19 protein-coding genes are annotated in these 21,436 nt (G+C 67.3%); 5 read left to right on the forward strand and 14 right to left on the reverse strand.

Features of this window, described 5'->3' with window-relative positions; all coding sequences use genetic code 11:
* Positions 1-8 precede the first annotated feature (8 nt).
* The 7 genes from KEG57_RS13720 to KEG57_RS13750 form a co-directional block, all read right to left on the reverse strand.
* Positions 9-548, reverse strand: coding sequence for a chemotaxis protein CheW (locus KEG57_RS13720; RefSeq protein ID WP_272420221.1), 540 nt, complete (start codon positions 546-548; stop codon positions 9-11).
* On the reverse strand, positions 545-1,933 hold the full coding sequence (locus KEG57_RS13725) for a CheR family methyltransferase (RefSeq protein ID WP_272420222.1): 1,389 nt from the start codon (positions 1,931-1,933) through the stop codon (positions 545-547). The genes KEG57_RS13720 and KEG57_RS13725 overlap by 4 nt, the downstream gene beginning before the upstream one ends.
* Entirely contained in the window at positions 1,930-2,526 is a 597-nt protein-coding gene (locus KEG57_RS13730; RefSeq protein WP_272420223.1) for a chemotaxis protein CheW, read from the reverse strand. Before KEG57_RS13730 ends, KEG57_RS13725 begins: the two co-directional genes overlap by 4 nt.
* Positions 2,523-3,272 carry an ATP-binding response regulator gene (locus KEG57_RS13735; protein ID WP_272420224.1) on the reverse strand — a complete coding sequence of 250 codons (750 nt, stop codon included), beginning with the start codon at positions 3,270-3,272 and terminating at the stop codon, positions 2,523-2,525. Before KEG57_RS13735 ends, KEG57_RS13730 begins: the two co-directional genes overlap by 4 nt.
* A 114-nt stretch (positions 3,273-3,386) precedes the next feature.
* Positions 3,387-4,280: a response regulator gene (locus tag KEG57_RS13740; protein WP_272420225.1), complete on the reverse strand. Its 894-nt coding sequence runs from the start codon at positions 4,278-4,280 to the stop codon at positions 3,387-3,389.
* A 316-nt stretch (positions 4,281-4,596) separates the two neighbouring features.
* On the reverse strand, positions 4,597-6,027 hold the full coding sequence (locus tag KEG57_RS13745; RefSeq protein WP_272420226.1) for a lipase family protein: 1,431 nt from the start codon (positions 6,025-6,027) through the stop codon (positions 4,597-4,599).
* Between the two features lie 65 nt (positions 6,028-6,092).
* Positions 6,093-6,479 carry a hypothetical protein gene (locus tag KEG57_RS13750; RefSeq protein ID WP_272420227.1) on the reverse strand — a complete coding sequence of 129 codons (387 nt, stop codon included), beginning with the start codon at positions 6,477-6,479 and terminating at the stop codon, positions 6,093-6,095.
* A 229-nt stretch (positions 6,480-6,708) separates the two neighbouring features.
* Between KEG57_RS13750 and KEG57_RS13755 the strand changes: the two genes are divergently transcribed.
* Together KEG57_RS13755 and KEG57_RS13760 are read left to right on the forward strand one after the other, a co-directional pair.
* Positions 6,709-8,295, forward strand: a complete 1,587-nt coding sequence (locus KEG57_RS13755; RefSeq protein ID WP_272420228.1) for an NHL repeat-containing protein — start codon at positions 6,709-6,711, stop codon at positions 8,293-8,295.
* 241 nt (positions 8,296-8,536) lie between these two features.
* A complete protein-coding gene (locus tag KEG57_RS13760) occupies positions 8,537-10,183 on the forward strand; it encodes a S8 family serine peptidase (protein ID WP_272420229.1) in 1,647 nt (548 codons plus the stop codon).
* Positions 10,184-10,237: 54 nt separating this feature from the next.
* On the opposite strand, the gene KEG57_RS13765 is transcribed toward KEG57_RS13760, so the two are convergent.
* From KEG57_RS13765 to KEG57_RS13785, 5 genes are read right to left on the reverse strand one after another with little or no spacing between them, the layout of a single operon-like run.
* The gene (locus KEG57_RS13765; RefSeq protein ID WP_272420230.1) at positions 10,238-11,254 is read right to left on the reverse strand and encodes a DUF2891 domain-containing protein; all 1,017 of its coding nucleotides are present in this window, start codon (positions 11,252-11,254) and stop codon (positions 10,238-10,240) included.
* Entirely contained in the window at positions 11,232-12,182 is a 951-nt protein-coding gene (locus KEG57_RS13770; protein WP_272420231.1) for a DUF979 domain-containing protein, read from the reverse strand. Before KEG57_RS13770 ends, KEG57_RS13765 begins: the two co-directional genes overlap by 23 nt.
* Positions 12,179-12,856 (reverse strand): DUF969 domain-containing protein, encoded by a 678-nt coding sequence (locus KEG57_RS13775; protein ID WP_272420232.1) that lies wholly within the window; start codon positions 12,854-12,856, stop codon positions 12,179-12,181. The genes KEG57_RS13770 and KEG57_RS13775 overlap by 4 nt, the downstream gene beginning before the upstream one ends.
* A 41-nt stretch (positions 12,857-12,897) precedes the next feature.
* A complete protein-coding gene (locus KEG57_RS13780) occupies positions 12,898-13,866 on the reverse strand; it encodes a polysaccharide lyase (RefSeq protein WP_272420233.1) in 969 nt (322 codons plus the stop codon).
* 40 nt (positions 13,867-13,906) lie between these two features.
* Positions 13,907-14,506: a HutD/Ves family protein gene (locus KEG57_RS13785; RefSeq protein ID WP_272420234.1), complete on the reverse strand. Its 600-nt coding sequence runs from the start codon at positions 14,504-14,506 to the stop codon at positions 13,907-13,909.
* A gap of 88 nt (positions 14,507-14,594) precedes the next feature.
* On the opposite strand from KEG57_RS13785, the gene KEG57_RS13790 reads away from it, so the two are divergent.
* The gene (locus KEG57_RS13790) at positions 14,595-14,963 is read left to right on the forward strand and encodes a nuclear transport factor 2 family protein (protein ID WP_272420235.1); all 369 of its coding nucleotides are present in this window, start codon (positions 14,595-14,597) and stop codon (positions 14,961-14,963) included.
* 12 nt (positions 14,964-14,975) lie between these two features.
* Here KEG57_RS13790 and KEG57_RS13795 read toward each other — a convergent pair whose 3' ends face one another.
* Together KEG57_RS13795 and KEG57_RS13800 are read right to left on the reverse strand one after the other, a co-directional pair.
* Positions 14,976-16,919 (reverse strand): hypothetical protein, encoded by a 1,944-nt coding sequence (locus tag KEG57_RS13795; protein WP_272420236.1) that lies wholly within the window; start codon positions 16,917-16,919, stop codon positions 14,976-14,978.
* Positions 16,919-19,042 carry an alkaline phosphatase D family protein gene (locus KEG57_RS13800; protein WP_272420237.1) on the reverse strand — a complete coding sequence of 708 codons (2,124 nt, stop codon included), beginning with the start codon at positions 19,040-19,042 and terminating at the stop codon, positions 16,919-16,921. Before KEG57_RS13800 ends, KEG57_RS13795 begins: the two co-directional genes overlap by 1 nt.
* Before the next feature lie 129 nt (positions 19,043-19,171).
* Between KEG57_RS13800 and KEG57_RS13805 the strand changes: the two genes are divergently transcribed.
* Positions 19,172-19,945 (forward strand): hypothetical protein, encoded by a 774-nt coding sequence (locus KEG57_RS13805; RefSeq protein WP_272458526.1) that lies wholly within the window; start codon positions 19,172-19,174, stop codon positions 19,943-19,945.
* Positions 19,946-20,413: 468 nt separating this feature from the next.
* Positions 20,414-21,298: an oxidoreductase gene (locus KEG57_RS13810; RefSeq protein ID WP_272420239.1), complete on the forward strand. Its 885-nt coding sequence runs from the start codon at positions 20,414-20,416 to the stop codon at positions 21,296-21,298.
* Positions 21,299-21,436 lie beyond the last annotated feature (138 nt).

The following is a 21,436-nucleotide window of genomic DNA, read 5'->3' on the forward strand; positions in this document are numbered from 1 at the left end:
GTCTTTCCTCAATCCGTGATCGCCCGCGTCCCCGCGCGCGGGCGTTCCCCCTCGTCATGCGCGACGGGAAGGCGCGCGACGTCGATGATCGCCACGAGATCCTTGGTCATGGCCTGGATGGGACGCTGCGAATCGGCCTTCATCTGCGCCGAAAGCTCGTCCTCGTAGATGTCCCGGAAGCCGAGCACGGACTCCACCGAAAGCCCGAGCGGCCCCCCCGCGCCCTCCACGACGGCCATGGCGCTCGCGCGCTCTCCACCCGCGCCGAGGATCGAGGAGAGATCGACGACGCCGACGATCTCGCCGCGCACGTGCGTGATCCCGAGCAGCCAGCGCGGAAGGCCTGGCAGCGCGGTGATGTCGGGCATCGGGACGATCTCGCGCAAGACCTCGACCGGGATCCCGAGGCGCTGCGCGCCCGCGCCGACGAGCGCGACCCGGGCGGCGATCCTGCGAGGCCCATCGTCGCTCGCCGTCGCTGCCAGGCGCTCCGCGCGCCGCTTGAGGATCTCCTCGCGCGACGCGTCGCTTTCTTGTCGTGGTTTCATGTGAGCCCTTCCTTGACGAACCGTACGGCGTCGAGGAGCTGCCCCGCCGTGGTCTCGCCGTCCTCGAGCAGCGCGTCGGCCGCGCATTTCGCGAGCAGTGCTTCCAGCGCGCGCCCCTGCGTGATGGCCTGCTCGACCTGGCCGGCTCTCTGCAGAGCCATGACGTACCAGTAGCGCGCGAGTCGATGCTCGGGCCGCATGAACAGCGTCCGCCGCAGGTCCTCCACGGCGGTCTCGGGCTCACCTCGCTCCAGCGAGAGTTGTGCCCGGATCATGTATCCGATCGGCTCGGTCGTGGGCTGTTCGAGCAGCGCCTTGACGACCGTGAGCACGGCGGCGGGCTGGCTCAGATCGGCGAGGCGTAAGGCCTCCGCTTCCGCATCACGATTCGGCGGCGCGGGCGGCGCGGGCGCGGGCGGCGGGGCCACACGCGGCGGCGGGGCTGCGCGAACCACCGCGCGCGCCGGCCGTCCTGCCGCAGCGTGTGGGGGTCGCGCCGTCGAAGCGAGGTGCGCGGTACGCGAGGAGCGAGGCGCGCGGCCTCGGCGGCTCGACGGCACGGGCACGTCGGGATCGAACCCCGGGGCGCGCGCTCGGTAGATGCTCGTGCTCTCGTGGCCAGCTTCGACGAAAAACGCCGTGTTCGGCCGAGGATCGGCGGGCGCCACGATGAGCAGGCCTCCGGGCCTGAGCACGCGGTGAAACTCGCGATACGCGTCGGCGATCACGCTCGGGCTGAGGTAGATGGCGACGTTGCGGAAAAACACGGCGTCCACCGAGCCCGCAGGCAACGCCGCCGCGTGGTGCACCACGTGTCCCACGTCGAAGGTCACCGCTCGCCGCACGAGGTCCGCCACCGCCGCGCCGGACTCTCCGCGCTGGAAGTAGCTGACCGAGAGCCAGGCCGGCGCCTCGCGAAACGCCCACGCGCCGTAGACGGCGGCGCGCGCCCTGCGGATCGCCTCGGGGCTGATGTCCGCCGCGAAGATGCGGACCCGCGCGAGCGCGTTCACGCCGAGCCGCGCGTGGATGGCGATGGCGATGGAATACGGCTCCTCGCCGGTCGCGCAGCCGGCCGAGAGCACGCACGGGTTCGCGAGCGGATCGGCGGTGAGCCGCGCATGAAGCGTGTCGACCAGGAACTCGAAATGGCCATGGTGCCGAAAGAAAAACGTCTCCCGGACCGTGAGGTGATCCAGAAGCTCGGGCATGAGCGAGGGCCACGCCGAAGGCTCCCGCGAGAGCGCCTCGACCGTGGTGCCGCGACGAACCGCGATGTGCTCGAGCCCGCGCGAGGCCTGCTGCGCCCAGTCGTCGCGTGGTGACAGGCCGCTCGCGCGTGCGATCGCGTCGAGCAGCGCGTCGAGCCCCCCCTCGCCGCTCATCGCCCGGGCGTCTCCTCGTGCCCCGCGTTTTCCGCCTCGGCACGCTCTTCGAGCGGCGGGATGTCCGAGGTGGCGATCAGGCGGCTCAGGCTGAAGAGCAACACGAGCCCCTTCGGATCGCGGAGCGTCGCCCGCACGTAGGGCGCGATCGGCAAGCTCCCTCCCGGGCCGTTCGTCCGCTCTCCCAGCGCGAGTGTGCGCACGCCGAGCACCTCCTGCACGACGAGGCCGATCCACTTCCCTTCGTGCCGGCAGATGACGATGTGATCGTCGAGGTCGAGCGCTCGCGCTCGGCGTTCGATCCGGGCCGCCACGTCGAGCACCGGCAGCGCCCGACCTCGCAGGTTCAAGAGCCCGTGCACCCACGGAGGCGCTTCGGGCAAGGGCGCCATCGCGGCCGCGGGGACCGCCCGCTCGACCACGTCGAGCGGCAATGCGACCCGCGTCTCCTCGACGCGACAGACGACCGCCTGGATCTCGCCCGCGAGAGGCAGCGGCTCGTCGGCTTCGTGCGACGACGTGGTGCGCTCGAGTTCGTAGAGCCGTCGCTTGAGCTCGGCGATTTCCCGCCCGATGTCGTGACGCGTGCTCACGATCCCCCCGATGTCCGTGCCGGCCTTTCGAGCTGCGCGGAGACGGCCGCGACGATCGCGCGCGCGTCGCCCGTCTTGCGCAGATGCCCCGCGGCGCCGAGGCGCTTCGCCGTCGCGCGGAGCAAGGTGTCTGGCTGGTTGGAAAAAAGAACGACAGGCGTCCGGTGGAAAACTCCATCCCGGGAGAGCCGTCCGAGCAACACGCCTGCGTCCTGCTCCGCGATGGACAGGTCGAGCAGGATCAACGCCGGCTGCTCCCTGGAAATCGCCTCGACGGCGGCCGCCGGCGTGTTCGCCGTGAGCGCGCGGAAACCCGCTTCCTCGAGCGCGCGCTGCGCGACGCGCAGCACCGTGCGGCTATCGTCCACGATGAGGACCGTCCGCGACCGCGCCATGGGGACGGCTTCGTGCCCCCGCATTTCGGCTCGCGCCGGGGCGTGGCTTCTTCCCTTTGCGGCGCCCCGCTTGAGCTCCGCGAGCGCCTTCACCGCCTCGTCGACGAGCCGCAGCGCATCGTCGGGGCTTCGGCCCGCCTCCCGTCGCAGCGTACCGACGGCCTCCTCCAGCCGGCACGCGAGGTCCCGGAGCGCCGGCAGATCGACCATCAAGAGAATGCCCCGCAGCGTGTGGGCGTCGCGGGAGAGCCCACGCAATGCGGATGGATTTGAGGGGCAGGCCCGCAGGGAATCACGCGACTGCACCATCGAGTCGATGAGCAGCTCGGATTCCTCAAGGAAATCGCTCATGAGGAGCTCTTGCTCGGGGGCCATTTCGTATGCTCTGTCTTTCTACGCGGGTGACGTGTCGACCCGCCGCCGGACGCGCCCCGGGCGAAGCGGCCGAGCGGCGGCGCGAAGCTTTTAGCTCCCTGTGCCGAGACTCGGCCGCATCTTGTCGAGCCACGCCCTCGCCGCGGCCTCGTCCCGCGAGAAATTTCGATGCAAAGGCCTGCCGGTGAGCTTCGACACCGCACGTTGGACCATTTCGAGGACCACCTGAATATGGAAGTCCGCACCAAACACGGCCATCGCGTGGGGCGGCACGCGCCTCGCCCAGGCGCTCATCTGGTCCCGCGCCGCCGCGTCGAGGTCGACGGTCTCGGACATATCGAAAAGGATGAGGTAATAGGGGCGCGGACGGGCCCACGCCTCCATCCGCGAGAGCGCGGCCTTGCCAATGTCGTTCGTGACAGCGCCCCGCGCCTTGAGCACCACGAGGTCCGGCGACTCGATGACGATGTCGAGGCTGCCCGTCTCCGGGTCCGACCCCCTCCTCGTGGAAGGAGGCCCCTCGGCGCCGCTTGACCGTGCGGGCGTCTCTCGAAGGGCGTCCGAAAGGAGCCCTGTCGCGATCACGCGCACGCGGCTCGCCGGCTCGGCGAGGAGCGCCGCTTCGAGAGCGGAGGCGAGCTCCTGCGTGTCCTCGGGCTTCTGGATGGCACCGTCGGCGCCGAGCCGATCCGCGAGCTTCTGCAAGAGACCCTTGTGCATGTTGCTGCACAGGATCACGCGTACGCGCGGCGCGCTCGAGGTCTCCCGGATCATTCGCACCAGACGTGGGCCGTCGAGTTGCGGCATATTCACGTCGAGCAACACCACATCGCAAGACGTCTCCCGGATCGCCTGCAAGCTCCCCTGCGGCCCGTGGTTGAAACGCGCGATGAAACCCGCACCTTCGAGCGCAGATGCCGCGTTCCGGCCGAAGTCGTCGTCATCATCGATGATGAGGACTTTTCTCCTGCCGGAAGGAAGCATCCCCCGCCGAGAAGCTTGAAGGGGTGTGTTACGATGATTCAAAAGTTTCTCCCCATCTTTTGGGTAACAGAATCCACGACCCGGCGTCAATCGTAATCGCCACTTCTGGTCGTAAAAACGAACCTTCCCGACCCATCCGATGGTTCGGCACGGCGAGTAACGTCAATATGATGACGATCCTGCCACCGCTTCGCGCAACGCGTGGTCAACGGCGAGACCATGCCGCTTCCGACCCCGCGTTGCGCGACTGGCTGGCGCACCTCCCCTGCCCTACGTCCAAAAATTCCGCGTCCCTCCTGGACGCGGAATCCTTGATTTAAGGTGCCGGGGTTCCCGCGCAGGTCGCGGGGGCGCTCGTGGAACAGGATTTCTCGAAGGGTTTGCCCGCTACGCGATCCCCGAGGAAGGTCAGGATCTCGGGCAACGCCCACGTCGTGGCCTTCGTGTGCGAGGCGCCGGCGCACTCGAGGTAACGCATGGGCATCCCCGCCTCGCACAGCGACGCGAACGCGGCGCGTTCGGTCGGCGTATCGACCAGCGTGTCCGCCTCGCCCGTGACGAACAGGATGCCATAACTCTCCGCGTCCTTCTGGATGCGCGACACGCTCGTCGTGGTCAAACCATTCTCGGCGGCCATGCAGCCCCATGGCGCGAGCTCATCCAGCGTCCCCGACGCGGCGGCGTCGAGCACCGCGGGCTGGAAGATCGACGAAAGCATCTCCTTGCCCGCAAGGAAATCCCCCGGATCGCACCCCGCGCCCAGGGCCTCCACGACGTCCTGATCGAGCGGCGGGAGCAGCACCTCCGCGAGCTTGCCCTCCGCGCCGTACCAGCCCGCGCTCGCGCCATAAAAGGCGACCATGTTGTCGGTCGAGTTGCGCCTCGTGGTGAGCGCAAGCGTGCCCTCGCCGATCAAGTCCGCAGGCGGGACCGTGGTCGCAATGCCGACGACGTCGAACTCGCGCGCATAATAAGGCGCGAGACGATCCACCCAGAGCGCCGCGTGCCCGCCCTGGGATCCGCCCACCACGGCGAGCCGCGTCGAGGGTCGTGCGCCGCCCTCGCGGATCTCCTCGGGCAGGCGCAGGACCGCGCGGGCCGCGTCGAGCGACGCAATGGCCGTCGCCTGACCGACCAGGTACGGATGCAAAAAGCCCGTGGGCGGCTCCTCGTTCTTGAGGCCGATGTAATCGGGCGCCACGACGATGTAGCCGATCGACGCGAGCGCCGCCGCGAGCGCCGCAGTATCCGTCTCCGCGCTCGGACCGCAGCCATCGGTGAAACCGCTGGTGCCATGCAGGACCATGAGCGTCGGCAACGCCTCTGCGCCCTCGGGCACGGTCGTCGGCCACGCGACGAGCGCCGTCGCCTCCACGGGCTTGCCGCGATCCTGCGTCACGTACGTGAACACGTGGGTCACGACGTCGTATTGCAACGAGACGGGCAGGTCTCCGAGCACCTCGCCCGCGAGCGCGTCGAGCAGGCCCTTGGGGTACGTTGCCGTCGGCCTGTGCGTGGTGATCTCGCCGAGCGCGAGATCCCTCTTCCAAGCGTGATCGGGCTGCCCGCAGCGGGCCGGGGCGTCGGCGAGGGCGTCGGTCTCGGGCGTCCCCGCGATCTCGGGGGCCGGGGTTTCCGGCGCACCCGGGACACTGGGCGGGGGAGTGTCCTCACCGCCGCACGCGGCGAGGGCGAGGGTGCTACCAAAAAGAATGCCGCGAGCGCGGCGAGCGAAAAGGTGCCTCATGGGCCGCGCACCTTACGCGTTGCGCCGCGGGCCGGCAATGGCAGCGCGCGAGCGACCTTTCGATCTCAAGCCGCGCGAGCCGCGCGTCCCGATCGCCAAAACAGGACCCCGGCCACGAGGGGCGTCAGCGCCGCGACGAGAACCGAGCCTGCCAAAAGCGTTCGTCCGCAGTCCCCGGAGCGAGCGCTCATCCACCAGCCCGGATGAAGCACCAAAAGCAGGAGCAAGGGCCACTGCTTCCGAAAGCCCGCGGCGCGCAGCCGAGGAACCAAGGTCGAGCCCACTGCCACGAGCAAGGTCACGCCCCACAGGATCCAGCCGAGCCGTTCGGCGCGGAGGATCGCTTCCATCGCCCCCGGACCCGAGCACGCAAATGCACGACCATCGACCGCCAGCACGGTTGCGACGATCCCGAGCAGGTACAACGGCCGGACGAAGTTCGTAGGACGCATGGTTATGGTGGCTAGCAAACAGACTCCCGATGTCAAGGACGCCGCCCCGTTTCCGAATCGAACCCCGCGAATTCGAGCTTTCCGGCACCTTTGTATTCTCGATGCAATCGTAGCCCCGATCCTTGGTGTACAGAAGGATGAGCCGGCTCCACCCCGATACCGCTCGATCGCGAAGGTCGCTTGAGCCATACGCCACGACGCGGTAACATGGCCCACGAGGTCGACTCCCATGACGAACCGAATACGCGCGATCACGACCGTCGCCGCGCTGGCCACTGCGCTCGGTGGTTGCTCTTCGCGCGCGCTCCTGTTCGGGCCCGAGCCGCAGGTCTGGCAGCCGCGCGTCGAAATGTCCGGGCTCGGCAGCGGCCGTGTCGTCGTCGAAGAGCTGCCGGAAGGCTGCGGGGTCGAATGCCTCGACCACTGGGGCAAAGGAGTCGCGCTTCGGCTGAAGGCCATCCCCGACGAGCATTCGACGTTCGTGGGCTGGGCCGGCGCGTGCTCGGGCACCGGCCCCTGCGAGCTCATGCCGGACCAGTTCTGGATGGCGGCCACGGCTCGTTTTGCCGACCGCGCGTCGATAGGGTCGACCGTCGTCGCGTCGCGAATCAACCCGAGCGGTGCCTGGGGCCTCGCCGTCACGGACGAAGGCGACGCGCTCGTCGCCGGCTCGGACGCCGATTTCCTTTCGCGCTTCGATGCCCACGGCCCCCGCGTCTTTCGCCTCTATGCTCGCGGCGCATCTGCCCGCGCCGTGGCATTCGATCCGGAAGGCAATGCAATCGCGGTGGGGGTCGCGCGGCGCCCCGCGGGTGATGCCGCGGAGGTCGCTTGGCTCGGTCCGGTGGGCGACGCGCCGAGCGCCTTCATTGCCAAGATCGCGAGCCATGGGCGCGTGCTTTGGTCGCGTGTCGTTTCGGCATCACTCGGCGCCTCGCTCGACGCGGTCGCCGTCGACCCGGCCGGCGATGCCTACGTCGCCGGCGGCTTTCAAGGGCGAATCGCAACCGGCGACGGCGCATTCGACGAGCCCGAGGGCACCGGCTTCCTTGCACGCTTTCGACCGGACGGCTCGCTCGCGTGGGTGCGCGCCTGCGGAGGAGCCGGCGCGCGCATGACCAGCATTGCGCTGACGGCGACGGGCGAGGTCGTCGCCGCTTCCGCCAGGCACCAGGGGGAACAGCGTCCCGTGGGCGCCGTCGTCCTCGCGTTATCGACGCAGGGTGAATACCGCTGGAGCTGGCACGGCGAGCCCGTCGATATGGATCTCGATGCAATCACACCCTTGGCCGGGGGCGACGTCGTGGTCGGGGGCAGGGTCCGAGGACCGGTGCGCTTGGCCGGTCAGAATCAGCCGCCGCTCGGGGAATCCTCGGAGGACGCAATCGTGCTGCGGCTCGCCCCGCCCGGCGTCGAGCGCTGGGCGCAGCGCTTCGGTGGACCGGGACGCGATCACGTGACCCACCTCGGCAGCGACGGGCGCGGCCGGCTGATTGCGACCGGGGCTTTCACCGGCCCGATGCGCTTCGGCGATCATGTGCTCGAGAGCGAGGCTTATGTCATGGAGAAGCCTTATGGCCGCACGCCGCCGCCGGATGGTTTCGTCGCGAGCTTCGGGGAAGGCGGCGAACCACGCTGGGCAACGCGCTTCGGCCACGCGGGCGACGACACCGTATGGGCCGCGTCCGTGGACGCGCGCGGCACGCTCCGATTGCTCCTGGAACACATGGACGTGCGCGAAGAGGTGCATGGCGGCGGCAAGACGATCTGGGGCGAGCACGAGTATGCGCTCGTCACGCGCGGTCCCGTGCATTGATCGCCCACCTGAGCCCGTAGATCCGCCGTCCCCGATCGTTCTACGCCACATTCCCATCCTTCGGCCCCCTTACCGCATTTGAATGGGGGTCCCGAGGGGCTATCTCGAAGACGAACCATTGCCGAGACCCCATTCGCGGAGCAAAGTCCACGCGCCTCGCGGGCAGCTTCGACTGGACGACCGTATCGTCGATCGTGGAGCGATCAGGACGTCGGGCATCGTCCATCCCGAAAGGACCGGTATGACGAACAGGCTTGGACGTGTATTCGTTTTCGTGCTCGTTTCGTTCGGTCTGGCGGCGTGTACCACCGGCGTGGACGAGGGCGCGGAAGACGTGGGGACCGCCCCGGCGGCCCTCTCCCCGGATGGCCGGTACATTCTCAAGCTCAGGGATTATTCGAAGCGAGGCGAGGTGCTCGCGGCGACGGCAGGTCAGCTCGAGCTCGAGCTCCCCGACCACGGCGCCATCGCCGTCACGCTGCCCGACGCGGCCGTTCAAGCCCTCGCCAAGAACCCGAACGTCGAGTACGTCGAGGTCGACCCCAGGCGCGAGCTCTTCACGCAATGGCCGCCCTATGGCATCTCGATGGTGCAGGCATCGGATCCGGCCCTGGCGAACCTGAGTGGAAGCGACACGAAGGTCTGCATCATCGATTCGGGCCTCTACACCGAGCATGCCGATCTCAAGGGTGTCCCCGTCGCGGGCTACGATGGCAACCTGCCGTGGAACATGGACGGCTGTGGCCACGGCACGCACGTCGCGGGCACGATCGCCGCGGTGAACAACACGCAGGGCGTCGTCGGCGTCGCCCCGGGCAACGTATCCCTTTATATCGTGCGGGTCTTCGGGAACAACTGCTCCTGGGCATACGCATCGACCCTCATCAACGCGCTCAGCAAGTGCAGGGCCGCCGGGGCGAAGGTCGTCAGCATGAGCCTCGGGGGTTCGGTGAGGAGCTTCCTCGAGGACATCGCCTTCCAGAATGCTTATGACGCGGGCATTCTCCCGATCGCGGCCGCGGGCAACGGGGGCAACACGTCGACGTCCTATCCGGCCGGATATGCCTCGGTCATGTCGGTGGCGGCGGTGGACAGTACCAAGGCGCTCGCCAGCTTCTCGCAGCGCAATGCCGACGTCGAGATCGCCGCGCCGGGCGTGAGCGTGCTCTCGACCGTTCCCTGGGCGACGCCGAGCGTCACGGCGGGCTCGAACGTCGAATCGGGCGGGCTCGTCGGGGGCGCGGCGCAAATGACCGTCTCGGGCGTGCTCGTGAACGGCGGCCTGTGCGACACGATCGGCGCGTGGGAAAACAAGATCGTCCTTTGCAAGCGCGGCGGGAACGACCTCGCCGCCAAGGTCGACAACGTGCGTCAAGGCGGCGGCGTCGGCGTGGTCGTCTACAACAACGTCTCCGGCTTCTTCTCGGGCTCGCTCGGCACGGGCGTCACGAGCGTGCTCCCGGCCCTCACGCTGCGAATGGAGGACGGGCAAAAGCTCGTCACGAATTCCCTCGGCACGAGCGCCTCGCTGAACACGGCCCGGCTCGTGCCGGGCACGGGCTACGAGTGGTGGAATGGAACGTCGATGGCGACGCCGCACGTCTCGGGCGCCGCCGCGCTCCTCTGGAGCCAGAAGCCGACGGCGACGAACGCCGAGATCCGCAATGCGATCAACGCTTCGGCGCAGGACCTCGGCGCGGCCGGACGCGATTCGTCGTTCGGATATGGCCTCGTGCAGGCCAAGGCCGCGCTCAGCGCCCTCCTGGGCATCAGCGGCACGGTCGGCAGCGACAGCGTCGACGTCTGCAAGGCGGCCGGCGAGAGCTGCGCGGCCGACGCGGACTGCTGCTCGGGCACCTGCCAGAATGGCAAGCTGATCTGCAAATGAGCCATGCTGCGAGCGCCCTGGAACCGACGATCCAGGGCGCTCGGGACGTTCTACTTACCCTGCTTCCAGTGCGAGCAGGGCGAACGTTGCCAGCCAGTGCTCGCCCATGTAATCGCCGGCCACGTGAGCGAGCCCCGCGGCGAGGTGTTCGTCGGCGGCCGAAAGCGCGACGGAGCGCACGGGGTCGTCCGCCGGGAGCGACCCCGCAATCGAACGGAAGCACCAGGCCCGGCTCAGATTGAGCCCGTCGAGGTGAGCGATTTTGCCATCGCTGCGGTCGCTCACGATGGCCGGCTTGAAGAGGCATTCAGGCATTCGGTCGGCCGCTCGCGGCAGGAAACGCGCGAACCATGGGCGAAACTCGGCCGCCGGAAGCAGGCGGCGCAGGCATTCGGCTTCGATCAGCGTGGGGGAGAGGAAATCGTCGCCGCTGGGCTCCCAGGCCGGGGCGGCTGCGTCGGCGAGGTACCATCCCCTGGCAGTGGCCTCGATCAGTCGGGCCAATTCGTGATCGTTCACGGCCTCCGCATACTCGGAGGCGAGCGCCAGGGCGAATGCCGTGTTGAAATGCGTGCCGGTGCGGATCGGATAGGTCGCCTTCGGCAGGAAGGCCTTGAACCGCTGGGCGAAGGCGCGCGCCAGGGGGCGCAGGACCTCGCGATAAGAGGCCCCTTCGTGGCATTCGAGCTCTGCGCCCAGCATGAGCAGCCACGCCCAGCCATAAGGCCGCTCGAAGCCCTTGCTCTCCGGGCGGGCGAGATAAGCAAGCTCTCCAGCGACGTTCTCCGGAGACAGCATGCGCTCGAACAGAACACGAATCTCGGCCGCCGGGGCCATTCCCGGGAATCGCCGCATGAGGCGCGCGAGCAGCCAGTAGCCGTGAACGCACGAATGCCAATCGAAGCTGCCGTGGAAAATCGGATGCAAGACCCGCGGCGGCAGGACATCCTCGTCGCCGGCCATCACGTGGTCGAGCTTGTACGGGTAGGGCCGGGTGACGTGGCCCAGCGCGAGCCGCGCGAATTTCGTGGCCAGCTCCGGGGTGAGCTCAGAAGCGGAAAACGAGGACATACATCAGGACTGTGTTGGCGAGGAGGAGAAGGAGGGCCGTGGGGACCTGCGCCTTGATGACTCCATTTCGGTCGGAGAGCTCGAGGAGCGCAGCAGGCACGATGTTGAAATTCGCGGCCATGGGGGTCATCAGGGTCCCGCAGAAGCCCGACAACATGCCCACGGCGCCCATGATCGCAGGATTTCCGCCGAAATGCTGGACGATCAGCGGCAAGCCGACCCCAGCGGTCATCACCGGAAACGCGGCGAAGGCGTTCCCCATGATCATGGTGAAGAGGGCCATGCCGAGAGTATAAGCCGCCACCGCGGCGAGCTGGCTCCCGGCAGGCAGCCACATCGACGCGATCTTCCCGATGGCGGTCCCGACCCCGGCCGCCGCGAAGACCGCGCCGAGCGCGGCGAGCATCTGCGGCAGAATGGCGGCCCAGCCGACCGTGTCGAGCAGCCGGCGCCCCTCCTGCATCGGGACCTTCGGCCTCGCCCCGAGCATCGGCATCGCAATGGCCAACGCGACGAACACGCCCAGGATCAGCGAGACCAGGGTCGCCTGCTTGGGATCGACGAGCCCCGCGAGCTCGGGCCGCTTGAACAGGAACGTGCCGAGGAGCGCCGTGGTGGGAATCGCGAGCGCCGGCAGAAAGAGCTTGTTGCCGAGGCGGGCCGCGCTCGCGCGTCGCTCCTCGGGGCCGCTCGTGGCCGGCGCGCCGCGCCCCAGTCCGCCAATGCCCGCCGTGAGCACCATGGCAAGGACAACGAGGCCGTTGACCACGTCCGGCAGGTACGAGCCGAACAGAAAGCTCACCGCGAACAGCCCCCAGAACGTGGTGTTCCTCCAGCGCTTCGGGTTCTTTTCGTCGCGCGCGCTCAGCACCGCGATGACGACGAAAAAGATGCCCGCGATGGCGTAAAGGACCCCGAGCCCGATCATCGCGGCCCCTCGGCGATCATGCGGGCCAGGTGCCGGTCGAACAACATCATCTGCGCTCCATGGATCAGCAAGGCGCAGATCGCCGTGGGAATGGCCCAGACCGAGAGCTGGAGCGGTTCGACGAGAATCCCGTTCTGCGCGAGGAAGCCCTTGATCAGGAGGATCGAGGCGATCGCGATGAAGATGTCCTCCCCGAAGAACAGCGCGATGTTATCGGCCGCGGCGGCGTGCGCTCGCACGGTCTCGCGTGCTGCCTCGGGGAGCGGTCCGTGGTGCGTCTCGGCGGCCGCCTCGGCCATGGGGGCGATGAGCGGTCGCACCATCTGGGCGTGCCCGCCGAGCGAGGTCAGACCGAGCGCCGCGGTGATTTGACGTAAAACGAAATAAAGCAGCAGCAGCCGGCCGGCGGTGGCCGCGCGGATGGCGCCGATCAGGGTCTTGGCCCGCTCCTGCAATCCGGCGCGCTCGAGCAGCCCGATCACGGGCAGCACGACCCAGACCACGCTCACGTATCGGTTCTCTTGAAAGGCCTTGCCAAAGGTCGCCACGACCTCGACGGGCCCCATCCCGCCGGCCAGCCCGGTCACAAGGGCCGCCGCCGTCACCACCAAGAGCGGGTTGAGACGGGCCATGAAGCCCAAGACCACCACGGCGATCCCGATCAGCGACAGCACGTGCCCTCCCCTTTTGTATTGTCGAAAAAAACCGAGGCCGCTCAGTGCGTGATGGGGCCCGTGGAGATGATGAAATCGTCGTAGTCGACGGTTTGCGCGGAGGGCGGCGCCCAGCTCGCGTCGCTGCCGCCGAAGAAGGTCGAGAAGTACAGTGTGTCGATGCCGTAGGTCGCGTCTGCGAGCCGGAAGAGAAACGCCTGCTCGTCGAGGACCGACTGCCCATCGAACCAGGCCTGGAGGACGCCATCGTGCTCGCCGGGCGTGTTCATCAAAAGCCGATGCTCGACCGTGTGCCAGGTCCCCGGCTCGAAATGAACCGCGCTCCCGCCTGACATGTAATCGTAATCGTCGCCGCAGCTATTGATCTTCTCGGGGAAATACATGTACTGGACCGCCGCGCCCCCGGTGCGCCACATCATCCGTGCCGAGAAGCCGGTCGTGTCCTCGACGCAGCCCGTGGGAGCTGAACCGCCGACGAGCCCGGGGAGCTTGCCGCCCTTCACGAAGGCAAAATCAGCGCCGAACCGCACGCGATAGGCGAGGTAAAGCTCCTGGTACGTCTGCCCGAGCGGCACCTCGAACTGCACACCGCCATTGTCCGGGCCAACCTCGCCCGCCGGGTACGTCACCCGCAGGAATCGATTCCCCGCTTCATCGACGATGCTTGCGCGCCCCTCGTCGAGCCCATTGTTCCAGCTCGGCGCCCCGAGGAAATCGCCCGCGACCATGTCCTCGCTGTAATCCCCGGGCGCGCGCTGCTGGAAATCTGCATGCACGAGCTCGTTCCCCGGGCTCGCTCCGCCTGCCCCTGCATCTCCACCGGCGCCCCCGGTTCCACCCGTGCCGCCGGTACCGCCTGCGCCTCCGCTCGCGCCCGCGCCTCCGGTTCCGTCTGCGCCTGCGCCTCCGTTTCCAGCACCGCCCGTGGGCGAGGAGGGACTATTTTCCGTGCATGCGACAAATGACGCCGTGACGAGAACGAGAGCGAGGGCCGCGATCCGGTGTGCCATGGAAGGATGGGAATGAAATACGGTTGGCCTGTCAAGCGCTTCAACGATGGGATCCGTCGAGCGCCACGACGAACACCACCGCCTCCTCCACGTCCGCGGCGACCTCGATCTCCACTTGGCCCTCCACGATCAACGTCTCCGCCCCGAGGAGATCGGCGGCCGTATCGGACCCGTCGACACGAATCGCGACCGTCCCGCGGAATGCGTGAACGATCTGCGTCTCCGCCGCCAGGCAGAGGCGGACCCTGGAGCCGCGGGCGAGCGAATGAACCGCGGCGCTCGGGCGGAAACGAGACCGGCGCGCCATGATGTTGAAATCGCGCGCGGGCGTCCCTCCGAGCTCGCCGTGCGTGGGCCACGCGCCATCGAAGCGATAAGGCGAGAGGAGCGCGAGCCGCCGCCCGCCTCGCCCCTCGTGCACGAGCTCCATTGGCTCTCCCTCGGTCTGGAGGATGATCCGCTCGATACCCGGAAACGTGGAGAACGGCCCCGAGGCCGCGAGATCGGCGATGCTCAATCGCCAGGCGAAATCGTCGAGCCCAGCCCCAGGCGGGTCGACGGCAATCTCGGTCGTGGTGCCGAGACCATTCTTCCAGGGCATGACGCGGTAATCGGACGGCCGGAGGTGGCGAATCTGCACGAGACGAAGGATACACGAGGGAAGCTCCGTCGACCATGTCCGAAACGCCCTTGACGACGCGGCGGACTTGGGCGAACAGCCTGGCACCATGGACGCAGCGCTCGTCGTTCGATCGGTCTGGGAAGGCATGGAAGCGAGAAACTGGGGCGCCGTGCGGCGCCTCGTCGCCGACGATGTGGTCGTGACGTGGCCGCAGACGCGAGAGCGGATCCGCGGCGCCGATACGTTCGTCGAGGTGAACCGGACCTACCCCGGAGACTGGCACATCACCGTGGAGGAAGTGCTCGCCGAGGGCGAACGCGCCGCGGCGAGGGTGACCATCGTCCTCGGAAAGGACGTGTTTTACGCAAGCGGCTTCTACCGCGTGCGCAATGGCCAGATTGTCGAGGCCACCGAGATGTTCGGCGATCCAGGGGAGCCGCCGTACGACCGCAGTCACCTCACCGAACGCGATTGATCACGGGCGCGCTCAGAACACTTCGGCGTTTCGACCGGAGATGAGCTTCACCAGGTCGGCGCCGAGAAAGACACGGAAGGGATCGAACGGGTTCTTGTCCATCCCGGTCTGTTGACCGAATGCATACCCGAGGCCCAGCCGCACCGTGCCAGCGCTGATCGACAACTGCGGGACGACGCGGTATCGGGTCTTGTCGTCCGTGGTGTTGCGCTCGTCCTCGGGCACGTCTTCGAATAGGTTGGCAACGCCTAGGGCGAGACGGAAATCGCCGAACCGGCTGCGCGAAAACTGCCACCGCGAGCCGACGACGTCGATGACCGGAATGAGCACGCTCTCGTTGAACTGGACGCTGACGTCCCCCGAGACGCGCATGGACACGGCATACCAGGGCGCGAGCGCGTAGAACTGTTGCTTGTCGCTGTAGCGCATCGACAGGATGCTCTCCCCCTTGGCTTGAGGCGGGTTGTCCTCGTACTGGACGAAGGGATCCGCGGGATCGAGCGCGTCGAAGACGTCCTGGAAGAGCTGCGCCCGCGCCTCGTCGTCCTTCGCGACCTTCTGGACGTCCGCGCGGATCTTCGCCATGAGGTCCGAGGTCTCGTGCGTCATTGCCAGCGCCTCCCTCATGATGGCATCCCCGTGCTTCAGGATGTCGCCAAGCTGGTCACCGCTCTGCCGGAGCTTGAACCAGGCAAGGAACGCAGCGCCCGTGGGTTTGTGTTTATCCTCGAGCTCGTCCGGAATCGTGATCCCGTAGCTCTTGGCGGCGGCCGCGAACTCACTCATCGACGGCGAGCGAGCGAGTGTGGCGGCCTTCTCCTTGGCGATGGCCTCGTTGTAGATACGGAGCCAGCCGTCTTGCCCCGCGCCATTGCCACTCCAGTAGAGCTTGACCGTCTCGTAAAACTCGACGAGCGCCTGCTCGCCTTCGAGCCCGATGGCGTCGAGCTGCTGCTGCACGCTCTTCTCAGCCGTCTTCCGGGCGTCCTCGATGTCCCCCGCCGCTGTCTCCTTGAGCTGCTTGTAAAAAGTGGTGAGGTCTTCGCGTGCCTGGAGCTCGGCGGTCTTCGTGCCCGGGCAGGTCTCGTCCGTGCTGTCGGGCTGCAGGAGGGCGCGCGCTCGGCACTGGATCGCCTGGGATCGGGTCTGCAGGCTGGAGAGATACTCCGCGATCCTCGCGTCCTCGAAGACACGTGACGAAATGGCGCCTCGCCAGGCCCGGCCAATCTGATCCTTGATCTTGTTATCGACGCGCGCCACCTCCTCCGTGAGGAACGACGTCTCGACCTCGGATCCAAAGCCGACGAGGCGGAGGTCGATCTGGGTGAGGTGCGGCATGAAGCTCGCCTTGAGTTGTTTCCCCGGGACGACCAGCACGTACTTTCCGCTGATCGTCGTCTCCTCGAGGTCCGGGCCGCCGACCCAGCGGAAGGCGAGCTCGCCGTTCCGAAAGGCGCGCACGCCGCGCAGATGCTGGGCGAGGGTCTTGCCATCCGCGGCGAAGAGGATGAAGTCGGCCGGATGTGTATCACGGAAGTTACCGTTCCAGGCGCAGGACAGCTTGGACCCTGGCCACTTGGGCTCCTCCACGTTACCCCCGCAAAGCCGGTAATGATCGTACCGCGCGTCATCCATTTCGAGCGTGATCGTGCTCTGGGGGAGCAGCTTCCCGCCCATCTTCATGCACACCGGGTGGGACGCGAGGTAGACCGACCCCTTCGTCTTCGAGCTCGCGAGCGGGCTCTGCCGCACGCCTCTCTCGTCCGTCGGCATCTGCTCGCCACTCACCGCGAGGCTGTCGCCATACACCATTTGCATGCCGACCTCGCAGTCCTTCGGCAGACCGCTGCTGCTCGGCACCTTCAGCGCGGTGTGACCGCACCCCGTCAGCGCCGCCGCCGAAAGTACAGCCGAAAGGCCCCAGCCCAGTTTGCCGCTCCATCTCGTCGAGATCATCATTGACTCCTTTGGCTGTCGTTCGGAGGCTTGCGCCCGAGGATGTCCGAGCATCCTTTCACCCAGTTGTAGCTGCTGCCAGTCCAGCTCACGTTTACGTCGGGAATGCAGTTCCAATCGAGCGGGACCCTCGTGATCTTCTTTGCTTGGGGACACCCGTCCGCGACCTCGCCTTTGCGCTGAGAGCCTTCGTAAAACTTATAGTCGCTTGTCTCCCACTCGTGGCACGGGCGCTCGAGCATCAGCGCGTCGTTGATCAATCGGTCCTCGTCCGCGGATGGATAAAACACGACGCCGACATCGAACATCTCGCCCGTCTTGTTGACCTGGACCTCGGCGAAGCTCGGCGAGCCGTAGATCCCGCCGCGCGGCCACACCGACACGAGCGAGTCCCCGTTCTCGGCACGAGGGTCGCCTACCTGGATCAGGTCACGCTTCACGAGGCTCTTGATTGCAGACTCATGCACCGTCAGCGCGTCGTTCGTGAGGCCCGACGAGATCACCTCCCAGCCCCAGAGGATGTCCTCCTTGCCGTCCTCGGGGACGGAGGAGAAGCCTTGCGGGGGGTTGCGGCACGCCTGCTCCTGCTTCCAGCTCGAGAAATCACCCGGCAGGGGCCCCTGTCCGCATGCGCCTTTCCCCTTGTGCCAGCATGATTCCTCTCCCGTGGAGAGGTAATGGACGGCGGAGTAATGCACGTCTCCGCTCAGGATAAGCAGGCGGTGCTTCCGGTTCGGCACGAAATGCTGGGTGAGCCGTTGGAGCAGGTCGCTCCGCGCGGCCTTCTTGTACGCCCACAGATCGTGGAGATCGTCGCACTGCTCCGGGTTCGAAAGAACGCGGTCGTCGCCGCATCCCGCTGTTTCCGCGAAGGCCTCCTGATCTGCGCTCACCCCGGACGCGACCGTGAGGGGCGTGGCGAGACCGAGGACGAAGAGCGTGGGGGCGTCCACGGAGGCGCTCCGGAGCCAGTCCTCCACCTTGCGGAGTTGCTTCTGCCATAACCCGTACGCGCTCCTGTCTTTGCCATATTTGACGGGCAGCTCAGCCGAGCGCGTGTCGAGCATCAGGACGCGGACGCCCTTCCCCCACGTGAATTCCACGTCCATGGTCGCTTCCCCGCGTCGATGGGGGCCGTGCGGCGACGGATTGCGCAGATCCTGAAAGCCGCGGAACGCGTCGAGGGCACTCTCGAAGTAACCCTTGAATCCAGGCGGCAGCTCGTTGTCCTTCGTACCCCAGCCGTCTTGGAGCTCGTGATCGTCCCAGATCAACGCCGCCGGCACCCCCTGGAGCGCCCGGTCAAACGGCGTCATGGCGAAGTGCGCGCGATAGATCACGTCGAGCAGGTCACCGTACGATTCGGCCGCCGAGAACGCCGGCACCGACCGATCCCCCTGGAAGATCGCCGTCGCATCGCCCATTTTGTTGTCGCCATCCACGTAGATCTGGTCTCCGAGGCCCAGCGCGAAGTCCGGCCGCTCGAAGCCCTTGATCCGCAGGAGGCCGTTGGCGCGGGCTGCCAGCAGCCGGAGGGAGTTCTGCTTGATCCGCATCTGCTGCATCCACTCCGGGCTCCCCACCGCCGAAGCACCCTTGAAAGAAACGGCATACGGGTTGTTGCAACTGAACGCGAGGAAGCTCAGCTTCTCCGTCGCGGTGGTATCCTCGGGCCTCGTCCTTGCCGTGAGCACGACGACGCCGTTCTTCCGGATCTCGTATTCGGTCTCGGGCCTCAGACCTCGAAACTCGATTCGCTCCGTGTTGTGAGGACCTTTGGTACGGGACGGCGTGACTTCCACGAGCGTGGGGCCCGTCTTGGTCTTCAGCCAGATGGTATACACGTCCTGAAACCACGCGGGATCGGCGCCCTTCGGGTAAAGGTGCCACGCCGCGACGCTCGTCGGGGTCGGGAACGCGAGCTGGAAGAGCTCCCGATTCAGATCCTCCCCCTGCTTGGGCATCTCGTTCCATTGCAGTCGGTACATTCCCTCGAGGGTAACGGCGTCCTTGGGCGTCGAAGGCTGGCTGCCACCGCAAGCGCTGACCAGCCCAGCCGCGATGAGCATCGCCTTCATCCCCGAGCGCCTGCCCCACGCGCGGGCTCGTTTCGATGGATCCATAAAAAACTCCCTTACGATAAACCGGCATGGTCTCACAGGCCCGTATCGTTCTTCAAGAGAAATCTTGCCCACACCGGTAAACTCGTTTCCCTCTTTCCCTCTATCATCCTGCATGGTATGCTCCCGCCCATGTCCCCCACCCCGCCCGATCCCGCTCAGTACACCCGCGCCCCCGTCATGACCCTCGAAGGGGGCATCACGCTTTGCCGCGTGCTCGCCGAGAGCTGCCCGAAGAGCATGCCGGCGTCCGTCAAGAAGGCGCAGAAGCGGCTCACGGAGGTCGCGGAGGCGGCGCAGGTCGCTTATACGATGCGCAGAAAGGCGCTCGGGAAGGGGGGCGAGGAGGATTCGCGGCCCGTCGACAGGGCCGGCGACAATTCATGGGGCGCACTGCGCGGCAGGCTCCAGGCGTATACGTTGCTCCCCGCGGAGACGTATCCGGACGCGAAACGCGCGGGGGAGATCCTCGCGAGTTTGTTCGGCGAGGCGGGGCTCTCGTTCCTCACGGAGTCGTATCCCGAGCAATATGCCATCGCCGACTCGGTGCTGCGGCGGATCGACGGGGAGGGGTTCGCCGTCGATCTCGATCGGATCGCCGGCAAGGAGTTCCTCGAGAACGTGCGGACGCAGCACGTGGCCTATGGGAAGATGGTCGCGGGGGTGCTGCAGCGCGAGGCGGCGCTTTCCGAGGACCTCGGCGAGCACGTGCGGGCGATAGGGCAGGAGATCGTCGATTACGCGACGAAGGTGCTCGCTACAATCGAGCGGGACAAGCCGGCCACGATCACGGCGGCGCGGACCGCCCTCCGGCCGCTCGATGCCTTCCGGGAGGCCACGCAGAGGCGGCCGCGCAGCAGCGGCGACGCCGATGGAGCCCCGCCGGCCTCGCCAGAAGGGGCGTGAGGGCGTCGGACGAGGCCGATCGGGCTCGAGGAACGGGCCTTCGGGCCTCTCGGAGAGGCCGGGAAGTCTCGGGGCTCGAGGGAACGAGGCGTGCCCCGAAGCCTCCGGATCTGCGGGATCGAGGCGCAAGGTCGTTCGGAGAAGCCGAGAGGTCTCTCGGTTTGGTAGGACGAGGCGTATCGAGAGGCCGGGAGGTCTTCCGGCAGGGGTCGTGATCCTGTTCGGGAGGCCGTTAGGCTTGCCAGGTTACATAATCAGGGGGATGACGCCTTCCCAGGCCAGCGCATCAACTTCCAAAACTCCCCCGCAAACCAATGCGAGCAGGATGCCGCGTCCGATGACCCGAACGGGTGCGCCGATGTTGGCGCGATCGGATGAAGCTTTGGCGCGATCCGATTGGCACCTCGGTCGCGAGGGGCCAATGCTGTCCGGGTGAGCCGCGAGGTCGGCTCCGGAAAGGGCGATTGCATGTCCAAGGTTTGGCTCATCACGGGAAGCTCGCGTGGACTCGGCTGGGAGATCACGAAAGCTGCGCTCGCGGCAGGGCATCGCGTCGTCGCCACGGCGCGCAAACCCGAGCAGCTACACGCGCTCGTCGAGGCGCATCCCGAGCACGCACGCGCGGTCGCGCTCGACGTATCCGATCCGGGCGCGGCGCGCGCTGCGGTCGAGGCCGCCGTGGGCGCGTTCGGGCGCCTCGACGTCGTCGTCAACAATGCGGGGTATGCGAACGTCTGCTCAATCGAGGACGTGAGCGATGAGGACTTCCGAACCCAGTTCGAGACCAACTTTTTCGGCCTCGTGAACGTGACGCGCGCGGCGCTCCCCGTCCTGCGAAAGCAACGCGACGGCCACATCATCCAGATCTCGTCGATCGGAGGTCGCAAAGGCACCCCCGGCCTCAGCTCCTATCAATCGGCCAAATGGGCCGTCGAGGGCTTCTCCGAGGTGCTCCATACCGAGGTCCGGTCGCTCGGCATTCGCGTGACAATCGTGGAGCCCGGGGGGTTTCGCACCGACTGGGGCGGCTCGTCGATGCGCATCGATCCGATCCACCCCGACTACGAACAGACCGTCGGCGCGGTGCGCAGCCGCCTCCGTCAGGGCCAAGACGGCATGCGCGGCGATCCTGCCAAGGGAGCGCAAGCGATCGTGACGGTGGCGGGGATGCCGGAGCCGCCGCTGCGCCTTTTGCTCGGGACCGACGCGATGTTCCTCGCGAAGATCACGGCCGCCACGCAGGCGGCCGAGGACGCGAAGTGGGCATCGCTCAGCGCCTCGACCGACGCCGACGGGCTCGGCGACTTCGCCGACACGGAGGTGGCCAAAATGCTCCTCGCCATGCGACGATGAGGCAATGGCGGAGCTCGTTCCCATCCCCGGCGTGATGATCGAGCGCCTCGCGGCGCTCGGTCGCGCTTTACGTTCGCGCGGGCGTTCCAGGGGTGGGAGGGCATGACGCCCGCGCGTTACCGCAAGCTCGCCGGTGCT

It is taken from the genome of Polyangium jinanense (genome assembly GCF_028435365.1).

What these genes read in the sequence shown, in the direction of transcription:
- KEG57_RS13765 (WP_272420230.1), bottom strand. Translation starts at nt 11,254, where the DNA reads ATGTCCTCGTTTTCCGCTTCTGAGCTCACCCCGGAGCTGGCCACGAAA.
- KEG57_RS13780 (WP_272420233.1), bottom strand. Translation starts at nt 13,866, where the DNA reads ATGGCACACCGGATCGCGGCCCTCGCTCTCGTTCTCGTCACGGCGTCA.
- KEG57_RS13720 (WP_272420221.1), bottom strand. Translation starts at nt 548, where the DNA reads ATGAAACCACGACAAGAAAGCGACGCGTCGCGCGAGGAGATCCTCAAG.
- KEG57_RS13805 (WP_272458526.1), top strand. Translation starts at nt 19,172, where the DNA reads ATGTCCCCCACCCCGCCCGATCCCGCTCAGTACACCCGCGCCCCCGTC.
- KEG57_RS13745 (WP_272420226.1), bottom strand. Translation starts at nt 6,027, where the DNA reads ATGAGGCACCTTTTCGCTCGCCGCGCTCGCGGCATTCTTTTTGGTAGC.
- KEG57_RS13755 (WP_272420228.1), top strand. Translation starts at nt 6,709, where the DNA reads ATGACGAACCGAATACGCGCGATCACGACCGTCGCCGCGCTGGCCACT.
- KEG57_RS13740 (WP_272420225.1), bottom strand. Translation starts at nt 4,280, where the DNA reads ATGCTTCCTTCCGGCAGGAGAAAAGTCCTCATCATCGATGATGACGAC.
- KEG57_RS13800 (WP_272420237.1), bottom strand. Translation starts at nt 19,042, where the DNA reads ATGGATCCATCGAAACGAGCCCGCGCGTGGGGCAGGCGCTCGGGGATG.
- KEG57_RS13790 (WP_272420235.1), top strand. Translation starts at nt 14,595, where the DNA reads ATGGACGCAGCGCTCGTCGTTCGATCGGTCTGGGAAGGCATGGAAGCG.
- KEG57_RS13795 (WP_272420236.1), bottom strand. Translation starts at nt 16,919, where the DNA reads ATGATCTCGACGAGATGGAGCGGCAAACTGGGCTGGGGCCTTTCGGCT.
- KEG57_RS13760 (WP_272420229.1), top strand. Translation starts at nt 8,537, where the DNA reads ATGACGAACAGGCTTGGACGTGTATTCGTTTTCGTGCTCGTTTCGTTC.
- KEG57_RS13725 (WP_272420222.1), bottom strand. Translation starts at nt 1,933, where the DNA reads ATGAGCGGCGAGGGGGGGCTCGACGCGCTGCTCGACGCGATCGCACGC.
- KEG57_RS13750 (WP_272420227.1), bottom strand. Translation starts at nt 6,479, where the DNA reads ATGCGTCCTACGAACTTCGTCCGGCCGTTGTACCTGCTCGGGATCGTC.
- KEG57_RS13735 (WP_272420224.1), bottom strand. Translation starts at nt 3,272, where the DNA reads ATGAGCGATTTCCTTGAGGAATCCGAGCTGCTCATCGACTCGATGGTG.
- KEG57_RS13770 (WP_272420231.1), bottom strand. Translation starts at nt 12,182, where the DNA reads ATGATCGGGCTCGGGGTCCTTTACGCCATCGCGGGCATCTTTTTCGTC.
- KEG57_RS13810 (WP_272420239.1), top strand. Translation starts at nt 20,414, where the DNA reads ATGTCCAAGGTTTGGCTCATCACGGGAAGCTCGCGTGGACTCGGCTGG.